This window comes from Limosilactobacillus galli (genome assembly GCF_947381495.1).
Classification (GTDB): domain Bacteria; phylum Bacillota; class Bacilli; order Lactobacillales; family Lactobacillaceae; genus Limosilactobacillus; species Limosilactobacillus galli.
On record NZ_CANCWK010000040.1, the window covers coordinates 1 to 16,097 of the forward strand.

Genomic DNA, 16,097 nt, shown 5'->3' on the forward strand with positions numbered 1-16,097 from the left:
TCCTGTACTGAATCTTATGTCTTCAGTATAGGGGGATTGGTCGACCGCGCCTAGACGTATCGTTATTGACTACTTACACTAAACAAGCCCAAGATGACTTTGAAAATCAGATTGGTAAAATTGATAAACTTTAAAATCAAAAAAGCGGTACCGGATAAAGATTCCAGCACCGCTTTATTTTTGCCCATTTTGTGCCCATTTGAGGGCTAGCAAAATCAGCATATTAATTTTATTATTATTTAATTATAGGTCAGAGAACAGGTCAAGCTGGTTGCTATCTGGCAGTCCGTCTAATACGTGATTTTTGGTGAGGAAATCGATCAGCGTCTTGGAAACCTTCCCCCGTTCGGCAAGGTCTTCCTTAGACAGGAACGGCTTCTCTTCCCGCGCCGCCACGATCTGCTTGGCAACGTTCAGCCCCAGGCCTGGCACAGCCCGGAACGGTGCGATGAGGCTGTCCCCATCAATCAGCCAGTTGGAGGCGTCGGACTTGTTGAGGTCGACCATCTTGAACTTGAAGCCCCGCTCCAGCATCTCATTGGCCAGCTCCAAGATCGTCAGCAGATTCTTGTCCTTAGCGCTGGCGTCGTTCCCCTGCTCGTTGATCTCCGCCATCCGGTGCTTGACCGCATCCTTACCGTGGGCCATGGCGACCACATCAAAGTCGTCCGCCCGCACAGAGAAGAAGGCACAGTAGTAAACCAGCGGGAAGTAGACTTTGAAGTAGGCAATCCGCAGGGCCATCAGAACGTAGGCGGCCGCGTGGGCCCGCGGGAACATGTACTTGATCTTCAGACACGAGTCCATGTACCACTGCGGCACGTTAGCCTTGCGCATCTTTTCCTGCCACTCATCAGGGATTCCCCGACCGTGACGCACGGATTCCATCACCTGGAAGGACGTTTCAGAATCCAGACCGTAGTGGATCAAGTCGGTCATGATGTTGTCACGACAACCGATCACGTTGGCAATCGTGGCGGTCCCGTCCTTGATCAGCTCCTGGGCGTTGTCCAACCACACACCCGTCCCGTGCGACAGACCAGAAATCTGCAGCAGTTGAGAATAATTCTTTGGGTGCGTATCGTTCAGCATCCCCCGGACAAATCGGGTCCCGAACTCGGGCAGCCCCAGGGTCCCTGTTTTACTCTGAATCTGCTCCTCGGTCACCCCTAATTGCTTAGGGCTGGAGAAGAGCGACATCACGCCCGGATCATTCATTGGGATGGTCCGCGGGTTGATTCCGGACAGGTCCTGGAGGGCACGAATCATCGTCGGGTCATCGTGACCCAGGATATCCATCTTCAGGATGTTATCGTGGATCGAGTGGAAATCAAAGTGGGTCGTCTCCCAGGCCGCACTCTGGTCATCGGCTGGGTACTGAACCGGCGTAAAGTCGTAGATGTCCATGTCGTCCGGCACGATGATGATCCCGGCCGGGTGCTGACCGGTCGTCCGCTTGACACCCGTTGCCCCCTTGGCGAGCCGGTCTTCCTCGGCCCCCCGGAACTGGACGTCGTTGTCCCGCTCGTAGGCCTTGACGTAACCATAGGCGGTCTTGTCCGCCACGGTCCCGATCGTCCCAGCTCGGAACACGTTCTTTTCGCCGAAGAGGACCTTCATGTAGTTGTGGGCAATCGGCTGGTAGTCCCCGGAGAAGTTCAGATCGATATCCGGCACCTTGTTCCCCTTGAATCCCAAGAAGGTTTGGAACGGGATATCGTGACCATCCTTCACCAGGAGGGTCCCACACTTCGGACAGTGTCGTTCTGGCAAGTCAAAACCGGAACTGTACTCCCCTTTGGTGTAGAAGTGGGTGTATTGGCACTTTGGACACCGGTAGTGCGGCGGCAGCGGATTAACCTCGGTGATCCCGGACAGCGTGGCCACCACACTAGAACCAACCGAACCACGGGAACCAACCAGGTAGCCGTCCTTGTTGGACTTAGCAACCAGACGCTGGGCAATCAGGTAAATGACCGAGAACCCATTCTTGACGATACTGTTCAGCTCTAGCCGGACCCGGTCACGGACCAGCTTCGGCAGCGGGTCACCATACCAGGCCTTCGCGGTGTTCCAGGTCCGGTCCTGGATTTCCTGCTCCGCCCCCTTCATGTGTGGGGTGTACAGGCGATCCTTAACCGGTCGAATGTCGTTGTCGATCATATCGGCCACCTTGTGCGTGTTGTCCACCACAATCTCGTGGGCCTTTTCATCACCCAAGAAGCTGAATTCTTTGAGCATCTCGTCGGTGGTCCGGAAGTGAACATCTGGCCGGTGGGTCCGGTTCAACGGGTTAGCACCACCCTGGGAATTGATCAGGATCTTCCGGTAGACCCCGTCATGCGGATCAAGGTAGTGAACGTCCCCGGTCGCCACGACCGGCTTCTCCAGTTCATCCCCCATCTTGACCATGTTCTTCAGAATATCCTCAAGGTGGGCATCATCCCCAATTACGCGCTGTTCCAGAAGCGGGGCATAGTTTGGCTTCGGCTGGACCTCAATGAAGTCATAGTAGCGGGCCTTCCGCAGCGCCGTTGGGTATCCCTTCTCCATCATCGCGGTGAAGACCTCCCCGGATGAGCAGGCGGTCCCGAGCAACAGGCCTTCCCGGTACTTCGTGAGGACGGTCCGCGGAATCCGCGGTACCCGGTGGAAGTACTTGACGTTGGAGAACGAAACCAGCTTGAAGAGGTTCTTGAGGCCGGCCTGAGTCTGGGCCAGGATGGTAACGTGGAACGGCCGGGCGTGCTTGTAGGCATCGTTTTCGGCCATGTGCTTGTTGAGGTCGTCGACGTAGCGAATGTCGTAGCGCTTCTCGGCATCCTTCAAGAACTTGTAAAGCAGGTGCCCGGTGGCCTCCGCATCGTAGTTGGCCCGGTGGTGATGCTCCAGAGCAACCTTGAACCGTTTACTCAGGGTGTTCAGCCGGTAGCCGCGCAGGTTCGGATACAGGAAACGGGCCAGCGGCAGGGTATCGATCACCGGTTCTGTGATCTCAGACATCTTGTGCCGCCGGTAACCGGTGTTCATGAAGCCCATATCGAAGGAAACGTTGTGACCGGCAATGATACAGCCGTCACAGAAGTCCTTGAACATCTTGAAGACCTCTTCTTCGCTCTTGGAACCGTGGACCATCTCGTCAGTGATACTAGTCAGCTGAGTGGTCTGTTCTGAAAGCGGGAAGCCGGGGTCGATGAACTCGTCAAACCGCTCCAGGACCTCGCCATCCTTCATCTTGACCGCCGACAATTCGATCACCTTGTCGTAAATTGCCGACAGCCCGGTGGTTTCCACGTCGAAGATCACGTAGGTGTTGTCTAAGAGGACGGCGTGATTTTCATTGTAAACCAACGGAATCCCATCATCGACCACGTTGGCCTCCAGCCCGTAAAGCATCTTAATGCCAAACTTATTAGCGGCTTTGAAGGCTTCAGGGAAGGCCTGCACGTTCCCGTGGTCCGTAACCGCGATGGCCGGCTGACCCCACTCGTGTGCCCGTTGCGCCAGCTCCGTGATCGAGTTGGTGGCATCCATCTGACTCATCTCGGTATGGGCGTGCAGCTCAATCCGCTTATCATCGGCTGGCGCCTTATCTTTCCGCGGGGTGTGCTTAATTTGGTTGATATCGTAAGCATTGATCACCAGGTCATGCATCCAGGTATCTTCCTGGACCGGACCGCGGACCTTCAACCAGATTCCCGGCTTGATGTTGGCAAACTGGGCCTCGTCTTCAGTATTGCGGGAGAATTTTTTTACCGCAAAGGATGAGGTGTAGTCGGTGATTTCAAAGGTCAGCAGCTGCCGGCCGGAGCGCAATTCCCGCACCTCGGCGTTGAAGACGTAACCCTCAACAACGACGGAACGCTCTTCACCCTGAATGTCTTTCATCTGGATGACATTTTCCTTGTCGCTGATTGCACGACCCAGCTGGGCAGGACCATCAGCGGGAGCCGGGGCCGCGGACTGCTTTTGCTTGCTCTTCGCCCGGGCCGCATTATTCTTCTTGATCTGGGCCATGGCCTTCGCCGCCAGGGCCGCATCATCGGTCTCGTGCTTGGCTTTCAGTTCCTTGATCTTCTCCTGGGAGGCCGACTGGTCGACAAAGGGATGGATCCGAAACTGCGGGAAGCCCAGTTCCTGGTAGCGGTGCTCAATCTTATCGAGCAGTTTCTGCACCAGCATATTCTTGACGATCTCGTTCTCCACCACCAAAGTCACCCGTCCGTCCTTGACCTCGGGACTGGTCTGCAAACAAGCCTGCTGTAGCATGGCCGAGTCGTGGGCGGTCGTGTTGACAATGTATTCCCAGTAGTCAGCGATCAGTCGCTGGTCCAGGTCCGTCATCGGGCTGCTGATCTTGACCTTGACCCCCGCGATGTCCTTGAACCCCCGCTCCAGTGCCGCCGTGAACTCCTGGAAGAGGCTGAACGGGAGCGCTTGGCGAAAGAGCAGGTGAAACTCCCACACCCGTGAATTCTTATGTACAACGACCGACTGGATAGCCGCATTCTGAAAGGCCGCCGTATCTTTTTCTGGAAAGTGAATCTGCTCAAGTAGTTTGGTAAACAGTTCATGCCGATTCAATCCCACACTAATGTCCTCCTATCTAAAAATGTGGCGCAAACTAATTTGATTCAGCTTGGCCGCCACATTTTCTATTCAAGTATTTAACTAATTAATCTTCGCTGTTCAGCTGCTTCAGCAGAATACCAACCGTGTTGGCAACTTCTTCCTGCTTAACCTCAATGGTCTCGCCGGTCTTACGGATCTTAACTTCGACGATCCCGTCAGCAGCCTTCTTCCCGATGGTGATCCGGATTGGAATACCAATCAGGTCAGAGTCGGCAAACTTAACCCCGGCCCGTTCCTTCCGGTCATCAACCAGGACTTCGTAGCCAGCGGCCGTCAACTGCTCGTCAATTGCATTGGCCATGGCCATCTGATCATCCTTTTTAGCATTGACTGGGATGACGTGCACATCAAATGGGGCGATGCTGTCTGGCCAAACCAGCCCGTTCTCGTCAGCGTTTTGTTCGGCAACTGCGGACAGGAGCCGGGTAACCCCGATCCCGTAGCAGCCCATGATCACGTCAACCAAGCGACCATTTTCGTTCAGGACTTGGGCCCCAAACTTATCGGAGTAGTGGGTCCCCAGCTTGAAGATGTGACCGATTTCGATCCCTGGGGTGAACTTGATTGGGTGACCGTCAGGGGCGATTTCGCCTTCCTTAACATTCCGGAAATCACCGAATTCATCAACCCGGAAGTCGCGGTCAATATTGGCATTGATGTAGTGGTGACCATCATCGTTGGCACCACAGGCCATGTTGACCAGGACCTTGACGTAGTTATCAGCCAGGATCTTAACATCCTCGCCAACACCTACGGGACCCAGAGAACCAGGGTGGGCACTCAGGTACTTGACTGCTTGCTCTTCCGTTGCCAGAGTCAGTTCTTCGCAATCCAGGGCATCGGTAACCTTGGCCTCGTTGACCTCATCATTGCCCCGCATCAGAACCATCACGGGTTGGTAATCATCTTCACCCATCTTAGCCATGAAGAGCATTGCCTTCAGGATCTGGTCAGCGTCAATGCCCAGGCTCTCGGACGCTTCATCAACGGAGTGCGCACCCGGGGTGGCCTTCTTAGTCAGTTCGGCTGGTGCATCAGTCTGTTGAACACCGGTAAACTTGCTGGTGGCCTTTTCGAGGTTGGCAGCGTAATCGCCATCGGTGTAGGCAATAATGTCTTCCCCCACCTTAGCCGGAGCAGAGAATTCCTGAGAGTTCTTACCACCCATCGTACCAGAGTCCGCCAGAATAACCTTGTAGTTCAGGCCGACCCGGTCGAAGATGTTCCGGTAAGCCTGCGCCTGCTTCTCGTAGGCTTCATCCAGGCCTGCCTGATCAGCAGAGAAGGAGTAGCCGTCCAGCATCTCAAATTCCTTCCCCCGCAGGATCCCGTAACGCGGCCGGTCTTCGTCACGGAACTTATCCTGGAGTTGGTAAACAACCAGGGGCAGCTTCTTGTAAGACTTGATGCTATCCCGGATAACCTCAGTAAAGGTTTCTTCGTGGGTTGGTCCCAGGATGAAGTCCCGGTCACGCCGGTCCTTAAGCTTGAAGAGGTTGTCACCATAGCTCTCATAACGGCCAGATTCCTTCCAGAGGTCAGCAGGCAGCAGGGCCGGCATCATCATCTCAACGGCATCGGCCTTATTCATCTCGTCACGGATGATATTTTCGACCTTGCGGATTACCCGGTATGCCAGCGGCAAGTATGACCATACCCCGGCGGAAACCTGGTAAATGTAGCCGGCTCGTACCATCATCTTGTGGCTCAAGGCTTCGGCATCGCTTGGTGCTTCTTTCTTGGTTGGAATCAAAATCTTTGATTGTCTCATAAAAAATACTACTCCTCCAAAATTAATCTATCGAATGAAATAACGTTGAATATCGTTCCAGGTAACAAGGATCATCAACAACAGCAAGAGCATGAACCCAATCATGGTAACCACGCCCTCGGCCCTTTCAGGAATTGGCCGCCGAATGATGGCCTCAATGATGTTCAGAAGCAACTTGCCCCCGTCCAGGGCTGGAATCGGCAACAGATTCACAATTCCGAGGTTAATCGACAGCAGGGCCAGGAAGTTTAACACGCCGTTAAACCCAAGCGCCGTCGCCTGAGACGTCCCGGCATAGATGGCAACGGGGCCACCCAGGTCATTGAGACTAAAGCCATGTGTAAACATACTCCCCAGCACGCTAAAAATCAAGCTGCCTGCTTGGACGAACTGCTGCCAGCCGAAGAGCAGCCGGGCCTTGATCCCGGTCTGCTGCTCCTCGATGATCCCGATCTGACCGACCTTCTCCTTGCCCTGGTGAACCGTCTTTGGCACAACGGTTACCTGGTGATGGTGATGGTCGCGTTCGTAGGTTAAACGCACCTTTTCACCCGGCCGGCTGGAAATATTGGTCGAAAGCTCCGCCCAGTTCTTAATGGTGGTGTTGCCGACCTTGGTGATCCGGTCACCCGTAGTCAGTCCGGCCTTGGCAGCGACTGAACCGGCATTGACGTGGCCCAGCCGGTTGCTGTTCGTAGGTACCCCGCTCAGGGTGAAGCCCAGGATAATGAAAACAACCAGCGACAGGATGAAGTTGTTCATCGGACCCGCAAAGTTGGTCATCATCCGGGCAGGCAGGCTGGCGGAACGGAATTGGACATCCCGTGGCGCAATCTGGACATGGGTGCCATCCTTTTCGATGATTACCGCGTCATGGTTAACATCGTAGTTTTTCAGCTGGTCTTCGTCACCATTGACATAGCCCTTGATCCAAAGACCGTCAGTGAGGTCACAGTCGACAATCTGCAATGGCACCCCCTGAAAGAGGGCCGCCTTATTGCTGGCGTTAATTGTGACCACCTGACCCTGGTCGTTAAGCTGAACGGTTACCGGCGTCCCCGGCCGCAGCTCATCAAGGTCCTCATCGTCGTTGCCGGCCAGACGGACGTAACCGCCAATTGGCAACAGTCGAATGGTATAGGTGGTGCCGTTCTTGCGCCGCCACCAGATCTTCGGGCCCATTCCAATCGAAAATTCGCGAACCAGAATTCCCGCGCGCTTGGCAAAGAAGTAGTGGCCGTATTCGTGGACCAGGACAAGGATACCGAATACCAGGATAAAGGTAATAATTGTTACTATCACATGATCCCCTCTTTAAGATTGCAACCCTTAAATAATTCCAAGCAGGTGTAACATCGGCATCACGATCAGCATGCTGTCAAACCGGTCCAGGATACCACCGTGGCCCGGCAGGATCTTCCCGGAGTCTTTTACACCATAGTAACGCTTCAATGACGACTCAATCAGGTCACCAAACTGACCCATGATTGACAGGACAATGGTCAGCAAAATCATCGGCAGCCAGGCCCCGCCAACCGGCAGGAAGTACAGGTAAATTGCCAGGATGATCGTGGCCGCCACAGTCCCCCCGATTGAGCCTTCCCAGGTCTTGTTCGGGCTGATCTTCGGGGCCAGCTTGTTCTTACCAATCTTACGTCCGATCAGGTAGGCGTCACTGTCAGTCAGCCAGACGATCAGCATCCCGTACAGGAGGGTGATAAAGTTAATCGACCGGGCCACAACAAAGAAGTGGAAGCCCATCCCGATGTAGAGCATGGCCAGGGTCAGGACCCCGACATCATCAAAGGTGAACCGCTGCTTGCGCAAGACCGTGTGGAGTAAGAGCAGGACTACCAGGACGTAGAAGCCGAACCAGCGTGTCGCCACGCTCGGCAGGAAGTCCAACCAACTGTCCGGCAAAATCAAGAGGGCTACTCCCAAGTAACTAACGATGGCCTCAAAGGAGATCACAAACATCTTCTTCATGACCAGGATCTCTGACATTGCGATGATTCCGAGGGCAACCGCCGCAATCGTCAGCGGCCAGTGCCCATAGACGATCAGCGGAATGAAGATTGCCAGGGCAACCACCGCGGTAATTATCCGTGTTCTCATTATTTCTAACTACTCCTTTACTTATTTACTAACCCGCCAAAACGCCGGTGCCGCCCCTGGAACTCAATAATGGCGCGCTTCAGGGTTTCACCGTCGAAATCCGGCCAGTGTTCCGGCACGAACTCAAGCTCACTATAGCCGATCTGCCAGAGCATGAAGTTACTGATCCGTTCCTCGCCACTGGTCCGAATCAGCAGGTCGGGATCTGCCAGCTTGCCCAGTGGCGCTGACATCAGGTGATCGCTGATGGTCTGTTCCGTGATCGCCGATGGATCGAGCTGACCCTCCTTAACCTCATCCGCAATTGATCGAACGGCGCGGGTGATCTCATCCCGGCTGCCATAGTTCAAGGCAAAGTTGAGGATCATCCCATCACAGTCCGCCGTATCCTTAATGGCATCCTTAACGGCCTTCTGGGTGGCTTCCGGAAGACGGGTAATGTCCCCCATCACCATCACCTTGACGTTATGCTTGACCAGGTCCGGAACAAAGGTAGCAAAAAAGCGAATCGGCAACTGCATCAGGTAGTTAACCTCCGTAGCCGGCCGCTTCCAGTTTTCGGTCGAAAATGCATACAGGGAAAGGACCTTGACGCCAAGATCACTCGCTGCCATGGTCACCTTCTTGACCGTCTGCATCCCCTGCTTGTGACCGGCAACCCGTGGCAGATGCCGGTGCTGGGCCCAGCGTCCATTCCCATCCATGATGATGGCAATGTGGGCCGGGATCCGTTCCATGTCTAATTGTCGTTCTGTTTCTGTGTCCTTCTTACTAGAAAACACCGTCTTCGCCTCCGTTTAGTTGGTTTTGACAAATAATCACTCATTAATTATAAGGCTCCTGGCGCTAAAAAGCTACTTGCCAGGAAAAGCAAAAACGAGGATGGTACTGCCCACCCTCGTCTCAATGAACATTGTTTGAATTAGGTTCGAATTAGCCTTCGAGCAATTCCTTTTCCTTGGCACTGGCGATGTCTTCCAGGTTCTTGATCCCAGCATCGGTCTCGTCTTGAACCTTCTTTTCCAGGTCGTGGAATTCGTCGTCGTTGAAGTCGCCATCCTTGTTACCCTTCTTCAGGTCATCCATGGCTTCCCGGCGGACGTTTCGAACCGCCACCTTGGCCTTTTCCAATTCGGCCTTAACATCCTTGGCCAGTTCCTTGCGCCGGTCTTCCGTCAATTGTGGAATGATCAGGCGAATGGCCGTCCCGTCGTTTTGCGGAGTCAAGCCTAGGTTAGAGGCGTAAATTGCCCGTTCGATTTCTTCCAAGATGCTGCTGTCGTATGGTGTAACCAGCAGTTGCCGCGCTTCCGGAATCGTGATGGAAGCCACCTGGTTCAGCGGGGTTGGGGCCCCGTAGTACTCAACCTTGACAGAGTTGAGCAGGCTGGCGTTGGCCTGGCCGGCACGGATGTCAGCCAAAGTCCGCTGCAGCGCTTCACCAGACTTCTTCATCTTGTCCTTAGCGCCATTTAAGATATCCTTACTATTAGCCATGATTAGTCCCCCTCAATGGTCGTGCCGACTTGTTGGCCGGTAACAACTTTCATAATGTTGCCTGGCGTGTTGAGATTGAAGACTACCAATGGAATATGATTATCCATTGACAGTGAACTAGCCGTCGTGTCCATGACGTTCAGGTTCTTCTCAATCAGGTCCATGTGCGTCAGGTGATCAAACTTAACTGCGTTGGCATCCTTGTTTGGATCAGCGGAGTAGACCCCGTCAACCCCATTCTTCCCCATCAGGATGGCATCAGCATTGATTTCAGCTGCCCGCAGTGCGGCCGTGGTGTCAGTTGAGAAGTATGGGCTTCCCGTTCCACCGGCGAAGATCACGATCCGGTCCTTTTCCAGGTGGCGAATAGCCTTGCGCCGGATGTATGGTTCCGCAATCTGCCGCATTTCAATGGAAGTCTGTACCCGGGTTGGGACGTCGATAGACTCCAGGGCATCTTGCAGGGACAGGGCGTTCATGATGGTAGCCAGCATACCGATGTAGTCGGCCTGAGCCCGTTCCATCCCGAGTTGAGCACCGGTAACCCCGCGCCACATGTTACCACCGCCGACAACAATTGCAATTTGAACACCCAGGTCGTGAACCTCCTTGAGTTCCTTGGCAACGTCTTTTAAAACGGGCGGGTTAATACCGAAACCCTTCTCACCGGCAAGGGCCTCCCCGCTCAGCTTTAAGATAACACGATTATACTTAATATCAGCCATGATTTTCCTCCTCAAATTGTCTGCCAATCAAGTATTGTAAAAAAGGACGCACTGAACCCAGCACGTCCTTTCGCCAAGCGAACCTTAGTTCATTTGGTCCTTAACTTCTTGAGCAAAGTCATCCTGCTTCTTTTCGATCCCTTCACCGACTTCGTAACGGATGAAGGACTTCAGCTTACCGTTGTTAGCAGAAACGTATTCGGCAACCGTTTGGTCTGGGTTCTTAACAAAGTCTTGGTCAGCCAAGCAGATTTGTGATAAGAACTTGTTCAGACGACCTTCAACGATCTTGTCAACGATCTTAGCAGGCTTGCCTTCATTCAGCGTTTCTTCCTTGAAGACTGCCCGTTCGTGGTCAAGACGGTCTTGGGAAACATCGTCACGAGTCATGAATTCAGGGTTGATGGCAGCAACGTGCATAGCAACGTCCTTGGCAGTTGCTTCGTCGCCGCCTTCAAGAACAACTAAGGCCGCAATTTGGCCGCCTTGGTGCAGGTAAGCACCGAAGCTGTCGCCGTCGTTCTTTTCAACAACCGTGAACCGACGAAGGCTAACCTTTTCACCAGTCTTTTGGGTCGTGCTGATGATGTCATCCTTTAGCGTACCGTTGTCAGTCTTGATGGCCAAGGCTTCGTCAACGTTAGCAGGCTTGTTTTCACTGATCAGCTTAGTAACTTCCTTGAGCAGGGCCTTGAATGGGTCACTGGCAGCAACGAAGTCCGTTTCGGAGTTCAATTCAACAATGGCAGCAGTGTTGCCGTTGATGGCGATGTCAGCTAAACCTTCGGCAGCAACCCGGTCGCTCTTCTTAGCAGCCTTGGCAATACCCTTTTCACGAAGGTAGTCCATTGCCTTGTCCATGTCACCATCGCTGGCTACCAATGCCTTCTTGGCATCCATGATCCCGGCACCGGACTTTTTCCGTAATTCCATAACTTGAGCAGCTTTAATTTCAGCCATGACTAGATCTCTCCTTTAATAATCAATGGGATTTTCAAAAAAGGACTGTTTGTACTTAGGGCCACTATGGTCCATAACACAAAACAGCCCAAGTATTTAATAACTAATTGTTAGTCTTTGCCTTCAACACTGTTCTTGAGGTTCTTCAGAGAATCTTCACTAACAGTTTCGTCTTCGGCGTTGTCATCAGCAACGGCTTCTGCTTGTTGTGCGTCGTCTTGACCCTGCTTACCTTCAACAACGGCATCAGCCATCTTGGAAGTGATCAGACGAACGGCACGAATAGCATCATCGTTTGATGGAATTACGTAGTCGATGTCATCTGGGTCAGTGTTGGTGTCAACCATGGCAACGATTGGAATGTGGAGCTTTTGAGCTTCCTTAACAGCGATTTGTTCCTTGTGTGGGTCAACGATGTACATAACATCTGGGATCCGTGGCATGTCTTCGATACCGCCAAGGAACCGTTCCAGCTTTTCACGTTGCTTAGTCAGAACAGCAACTTCCTTCTTTGGAAGGACATCGAAAGTACCGTCTTCGGACATCTTCTTGAGTTCCTTCAGACGAGCAATCCGTGATTGGATGGTCTTCCAGTTGGTCAGCGTACCACCTAACCAACGGTGGTTAACGTAGTATTGGCCGGCACGGGTAGCTTCTTCTTCGATGGAGTCTTGCGCTTGCTTCTTAGTACCAACAAAAAGAACAACACCGCCGTTAGCAGCAACGTCCTTCATGTAGTTGTAAGCAGTGTCGATCATCTTGACCGTCTTTTGCAGGTCAATGATGTAGATCCCATTCCGTTCAGTGAAGATGTATTCTTCCATCTTTGGGTTCCAACGACGAGTTTGGTGACCGAAGTGGACACCTGCTTCAAGCAATTGCTTCATAGTAACAACAGACATAATAAACCTCCAAAATTGTTTTTTCCTCCCCGTGGCTCCGCTAGTCAAAGAACCCTTCCAACGAAAGGCACGTCTCTGACTATCACCACGAGTGTGTTATATGTTGTTAAACACCGTTTAATAGTATACAAAAAAGCCTGTCCAATGACAAGCCTTTTGAACGCTTAATTTAGTTGATGATTCTGTCGATAGAACTTGGCGACTTCAATCCCCTGGGCGGCGAGATAGGCGATCTTCTTCGCCCGCGGCTGGTGTTTGAAGTGATACTCCGCACTCAGCGCATCATGTTTATTATCAAAAGCCGTTTGATAAATCAGCCGTAGCGGGTGACGGGACTTCACCCGGGTGTACTTGGCCCCCCGCCCGGCCTGATGGGTAGCAAACCGGCGGGCAACATTGGTTGTGAACCCGCAGTAGAGGGTATCATCGGCACAATATAGAACATACATATAATACTTATTTTTGCTGGCCATAGAGCAGCTCCTGAACTTCCGGCAGATAGTGACCGTCATCCCCACTGACAACCAGCGGCGGAACCACCTTCAGCCCACCCGGTTTGCCATCCTTGATCACTTCCAGCAGGAGCATGTTTGCGTCCCGCCCCGGCTTAGGGTGAATGAACTGGATGCGTTTGGGAACCAGGCGGTGTTCCTGCATGGTAGTCAGGATCTCAGTTAAGCGGTCCGGCCGATGGACCAGGTAGCCATGACCATTCATCTTCAGCAGGCCGCTCATCTGTTCCGCCACCGTTTCCAGGTTGGTGGCAATCTCGTGCCGGGCAATGGCTAGGTAGCGGTTCGGGTTCTTTTGGCTCTGTGCCGTCACTGGAAAGTACGGCGGGTTGCACAGTACCACGTCAGCCGAATCCTTGGGCACCGCCGTGAAGACATCGGCAATATCCATGTTGAGGACCCGGTAGCGATCGGTTAACCCATTTAATTCAACGCTCCGCTTGGCCATGTCGGCAATCCGGGGTTGCAATTCGACCTCAGTAAAGGTCCCACCGAGTTTTTTGTGCAGAAACAGCCCGATTGCCCCGTTCCCCGCACAGAGATCAACGGTGCACAGCTTATGCCGGTGGTTGGGCCGGACAAAATCTGCCAGAAGAACCGCATCTAGGGAAAAGGCAAAACAGCTGGGGCTTTGGATAATCTGCACATCCTGACTGTACAGCTGGTCAATGCGTTCATCATCTTTTAATAGGGAAGTTGGTTCCATCATCATATTCCTTTCGTGATTCGCCCCTTGCATCTGCTGCCATTTTTCGTCATACTTAGGGGCTAGAGAGTAAAAATTTATTTGAAGATTGGAAGAACAATCATGCTTTACAATTTTTTAGTAAGAATCGTGAACCCCTTGCTCAATCTAATCAACGGTCGAACAAAGGTCTATAATCGTGAAAACCTGCCGGATGGCAACTACATCATCGTGGCACCCCACCGGACGTGGATGGACCCGGTCTTAATCGCCCTGGTGGTCTGGCCTAAGAAATTCAGCTTCATGGCCAAGAAGGAACTCTTTAAGAACCCGATCGCGGGAAAGTTTCTGCGCGCCTTGAACGCCTTCCCGGTTGACCGTAAGCACCCGGGACCATCAGCCGTTAAGACGCCGGTAAATATTCTGCGTAAGACCGACCTTTCAACGATCATCTTTCCATCGGGGTCGCGCTACTCAGCCAAGCTCAAGGGTGGTGCGGTGGTAATCGCCAAGCTGGCCAACGTGCCGCTAGTTCCGGTCGTCTACCAGGGGCCATTAAAGTTTGGCCAGCTTTTCACTCGGCGTCCGCGGCACATTGCCTTTGGAAAGCCGATTTACATTGACCGTAAAAAACGGTTGACCGATGAAAATCAGGCTAAAATTGAAAACCAGATGCAAGCGGCCTTCGATGCCCTAGACAAGCAGATCGACCCGAACTACCACTACGTCATGCCACCAAAGCCGGCGGACGATGACTTCTAAAGTAATAAAAAAGGATGCGGTGACGCATCCTTTTTTATTATTTGCGGTTTGCTTTCCGCGCTTGGGCCTTCATGGTTTGCATCATCTGGTGAAGCTTACGGCTGGAAGGCTTTTGCCCCATCTGGAGCATCATTGTCCGCAGCATTTCTTCTGAAATCGGTGGATTATTACGAAGGTAATTTTCCATGTACTTACGGGCGCCGAAGAAACCGACAACCAGGCCTACTAATAATGCGATAACGGCCCATAAAATTGTCATACCCACGACTAATTCCTCCTTTGGTTAGTTACCTTTCCATCTTACACGAAAGAAAGGATCTTGAAAAGAGAAAATCAACGCTTAGTCGTCACGCAAGCCCTTTTTACGTTGAATATTACGAACCTTCTCCGGTGTTACTTCCTTGCCGTCCTTATCAAAGATCCGCATCATCTCAATGTTGCTCCGCATTGCTTCACGAAAGTTCTTGATGTATTCCCGACGCAAGCGTTCACGTTCCCGGGTTTCCGCCTCCGTCAGTCCTTCCTTCTTGTTCTTGTGGGCCAATTCGTTGATCCGCTTCAACAGCTTATCTTGTTCTTCTGATTCAGCCATGAATCTCTTCCCTCCAATCGATCTAACACCTTTATCGGCTTGATTTTACCGAATTTAATGTCCAATTGCAAACTTTTCCGTTAACATAAAATCACTAGCGAACGTACGTTTGAAATATTACTATTACTATGGTATCCTTGACATAATAATAATGATAATGAGGTGTTATTATGCCACGATCCGCTAAAAACAAACAGATGGCGGTCCTATCTTATATTCATAAGCAGGTTGACGAGCACGGCTATCCGCCGACCGTTCGGGAAATTTGCAGTGCTGTGGGCCTCTCATCCACCTCGACCGTCCACGGTCATATTACCCGCCTGATCGAGCAGGGCTTTTTGCGTAAGGACTCTGCTAAACCGCGGGCCCTTGAGATCACACCAAAGGGGCTTGACCTGCTCGGAGTCAAGCCGATGCAGACCAAGATCCCAATGATGGGGGTCGTTACCGCTGGGCAACCGATTCTCGCTGTTCAGGATGCCACCGACTTCTTCCCAATCCCACCATCGATCCAAGACAACAATGACTTATTCATGTTGAAGATTCGCGGAACCAGTATGATCAAGGCCGGGATTCTGAATGGTGACGACGTGATTGTCCGCAAGCAGTCAACCGCCCGCAACGGTGACATTGTCATCGCCATGAACGACGACAACGAGGCTACCTGTAAACGGTTCTTCAAAGAGAAGACCCGTTTCCGCCTGCAGCCGGAGAATGACACAATGGACCCCATTTTCCTTCAAAACGTTAAAATCCTCGGTAAGGTGATTGGCCTTTTCCGTGATCATATCTTTTAAAAGCAAAAAGGGGCTGTGACAAAAGTCCCTTGAAATAAAAGAACCATTCGGAATTTCCAAAGAAATTCTGAATGGTTCTTCCTTTTTTCTTGAAGTTATATGAATATGAAGACGGCCTTCCGGCCATTTTCTTCATGTTCAATGCCA

Annotated in this window: 15 protein-coding genes; 2 read left to right on the plus strand and 13 right to left on the minus strand. The window is 52.3% G+C overall.

Features of this window, described 5'->3' with window-relative positions; all coding sequences use genetic code 11:
- Nucleotides 1–243: 243 nt before the first annotated feature.
- The 11 genes from QOS10_RS07510 to QOS10_RS07560 all read right to left on the minus strand — a co-directional run bounded on the left by QOS10_RS07510 (nt 244) and on the right by QOS10_RS07560 (nt 13,820).
- The gene (locus QOS10_RS07510) at nt 244–4,590 is read right to left on the minus strand and encodes a PolC-type DNA polymerase III (protein ID WP_283594837.1); all 4,347 of its coding nucleotides are present in this window, start codon (nt 4,588–4,590) and stop codon (nt 244–246) included.
- Nucleotides 4,591–4,675: 85 nt separating this feature from the next.
- Nucleotides 4,676–6,403: a proline--tRNA ligase gene (locus QOS10_RS07515; RefSeq protein WP_283594838.1), complete on the minus strand. Its 1,728-nt coding sequence runs from the start codon at nt 6,401–6,403 to the stop codon at nt 4,676–4,678.
- Between the two features lie 27 nt (nt 6,404–6,430).
- Entirely contained in the window at nt 6,431–7,705 is a 1,275-nt protein-coding gene (gene rseP, locus QOS10_RS07520) for an RIP metalloprotease RseP (protein ID WP_283594839.1), read from the minus strand.
- 27 nt (nt 7,706–7,732) lie between these two features.
- Nucleotides 7,733–8,518 (minus strand): phosphatidate cytidylyltransferase, encoded by a 786-nt coding sequence (locus tag QOS10_RS07525; RefSeq protein ID WP_283594840.1) that lies wholly within the window; start codon nt 8,516–8,518, stop codon nt 7,733–7,735.
- Nucleotides 8,519–8,535: 17 nt separating this feature from the next.
- A complete protein-coding gene (locus QOS10_RS07530; RefSeq protein WP_408621586.1) occupies nt 8,536–9,255 on the minus strand; it encodes an isoprenyl transferase in 720 nt (239 codons plus the stop codon).
- 196 nt (nt 9,256–9,451) lie between these two features.
- Entirely contained in the window at nt 9,452–10,015 is a 564-nt protein-coding gene (gene frr / locus QOS10_RS07535) for a ribosome recycling factor (RefSeq protein ID WP_283594842.1), read from the minus strand.
- A gap of 2 nt (nt 10,016–10,017) precedes the next feature.
- A complete protein-coding gene (gene pyrH, locus QOS10_RS07540; RefSeq protein ID WP_283594843.1) occupies nt 10,018–10,740 on the minus strand; it encodes a UMP kinase in 723 nt (240 codons plus the stop codon).
- 84 nt (nt 10,741–10,824) lie between these two features.
- Nucleotides 10,825–11,700 carry a translation elongation factor Ts gene (tsf, locus tag QOS10_RS07545; RefSeq protein WP_283594844.1) on the minus strand — a complete coding sequence of 292 codons (876 nt, stop codon included), beginning with the start codon at nt 11,698–11,700 and terminating at the stop codon, nt 10,825–10,827.
- Nucleotides 11,701–11,810: 110 nt separating this feature from the next.
- Nucleotides 11,811–12,602 (minus strand): 30S ribosomal protein S2, encoded by a 792-nt coding sequence (gene rpsB, locus QOS10_RS07550; protein WP_283594845.1) that lies wholly within the window; start codon nt 12,600–12,602, stop codon nt 11,811–11,813.
- A 164-nt stretch (nt 12,603–12,766) separates the two neighbouring features.
- Nucleotides 12,767–13,075, minus strand: coding sequence for a GIY-YIG nuclease family protein (locus QOS10_RS07555; RefSeq protein WP_283594846.1), 309 nt, complete (start codon nt 13,073–13,075; stop codon nt 12,767–12,769).
- Nucleotides 13,059–13,820, minus strand: a complete 762-nt coding sequence (locus QOS10_RS07560) for a tRNA1(Val) (adenine(37)-N6)-methyltransferase (RefSeq protein WP_283594851.1) — start codon at nt 13,818–13,820, stop codon at nt 13,059–13,061. The genes QOS10_RS07555 and QOS10_RS07560 overlap by 17 nt, the downstream gene beginning before the upstream one ends.
- A 102-nt stretch (nt 13,821–13,922) precedes the next feature.
- Between QOS10_RS07560 and QOS10_RS07565 the strand changes: the two genes are divergently transcribed.
- On the plus strand, nt 13,923–14,561 hold the full coding sequence (locus QOS10_RS07565; protein WP_283594847.1) for a lysophospholipid acyltransferase family protein: 639 nt from the start codon (nt 13,923–13,925) through the stop codon (nt 14,559–14,561).
- A gap of 37 nt (nt 14,562–14,598) precedes the next feature.
- On the opposite strand, the gene QOS10_RS07570 is transcribed toward QOS10_RS07565, so the two are convergent.
- Nucleotides 14,599–14,820 (minus strand): YneF family protein, encoded by a 222-nt coding sequence (locus QOS10_RS07570; RefSeq protein WP_283594848.1) that lies wholly within the window; start codon nt 14,818–14,820, stop codon nt 14,599–14,601.
- Nucleotides 14,821–14,901: 81 nt separating this feature from the next.
- Nucleotides 14,902–15,153 (minus strand): DUF896 domain-containing protein, encoded by a 252-nt coding sequence (locus QOS10_RS07575; RefSeq protein ID WP_283594849.1) that lies wholly within the window; start codon nt 15,151–15,153, stop codon nt 14,902–14,904.
- 170 nt (nt 15,154–15,323) lie between these two features.
- On the opposite strand from QOS10_RS07575, the gene lexA reads away from it, so the two are divergent.
- Complete coding sequence (gene lexA, locus QOS10_RS07580; RefSeq protein ID WP_283594850.1) at nt 15,324–15,950, plus strand: transcriptional repressor LexA; 627 nt, start codon at nt 15,324–15,326, stop codon at nt 15,948–15,950.
- Nucleotides 15,951–16,097: the final 147 nt, after the last annotated feature.

Excerpts from the sequence above, each read along its gene's own strand:
- QOS10_RS07515 (WP_283594838.1), bottom strand. The coding sequence starts at position 6,403 with ATGAGACAATCAAAGATTTTGATTCCAACCAAGAAAGAAGCACCAAGC.
- QOS10_RS07525 (WP_283594840.1), bottom strand. The coding sequence starts at position 8,518 with ATGAGAACACGGATAATTACCGCGGTGGTTGCCCTGGCAATCTTCATT.
- QOS10_RS07530 (WP_408621586.1), bottom strand. The coding sequence starts at position 9,255 with ATGGAACGGATCCCGGCCCACATTGCCATCATCATGGATGGGAATGGA.
- frr (WP_283594842.1), bottom strand. The coding sequence starts at position 10,015 with ATGGCTAATAGTAAGGATATCTTAAATGGCGCTAAGGACAAGATGAAG.
- pyrH (WP_283594843.1), bottom strand. The coding sequence starts at position 10,740 with ATGGCTGATATTAAGTATAATCGTGTTATCTTAAAGCTGAGCGGGGAG.
- tsf (WP_283594844.1), bottom strand. The coding sequence starts at position 11,700 with ATGGCTGAAATTAAAGCTGCTCAAGTTATGGAATTACGGAAAAAGTCC.
- rpsB (WP_283594845.1), bottom strand. The coding sequence starts at position 12,602 with ATGTCTGTTGTTACTATGAAGCAATTGCTTGAAGCAGGTGTCCACTTC.
- QOS10_RS07555 (WP_283594846.1), bottom strand. The coding sequence starts at position 13,075 with ATGGCCAGCAAAAATAAGTATTATATGTATGTTCTATATTGTGCCGAT.
- QOS10_RS07560 (WP_283594851.1), bottom strand. The coding sequence starts at position 13,820 with ATGGAACCAACTTCCCTATTAAAAGATGATGAACGCATTGACCAGCTG.
- QOS10_RS07565 (WP_283594847.1), top strand. The coding sequence starts at position 13,923 with ATGCTTTACAATTTTTTAGTAAGAATCGTGAACCCCTTGCTCAATCTA.
- QOS10_RS07570 (WP_283594848.1), bottom strand. The coding sequence starts at position 14,820 with ATGACAATTTTATGGGCCGTTATCGCATTATTAGTAGGCCTGGTTGTC.
- QOS10_RS07575 (WP_283594849.1), bottom strand. The coding sequence starts at position 15,153 with ATGGCTGAATCAGAAGAACAAGATAAGCTGTTGAAGCGGATCAACGAA.
- lexA (WP_283594850.1), top strand. The coding sequence starts at position 15,324 with ATGCCACGATCCGCTAAAAACAAACAGATGGCGGTCCTATCTTATATT.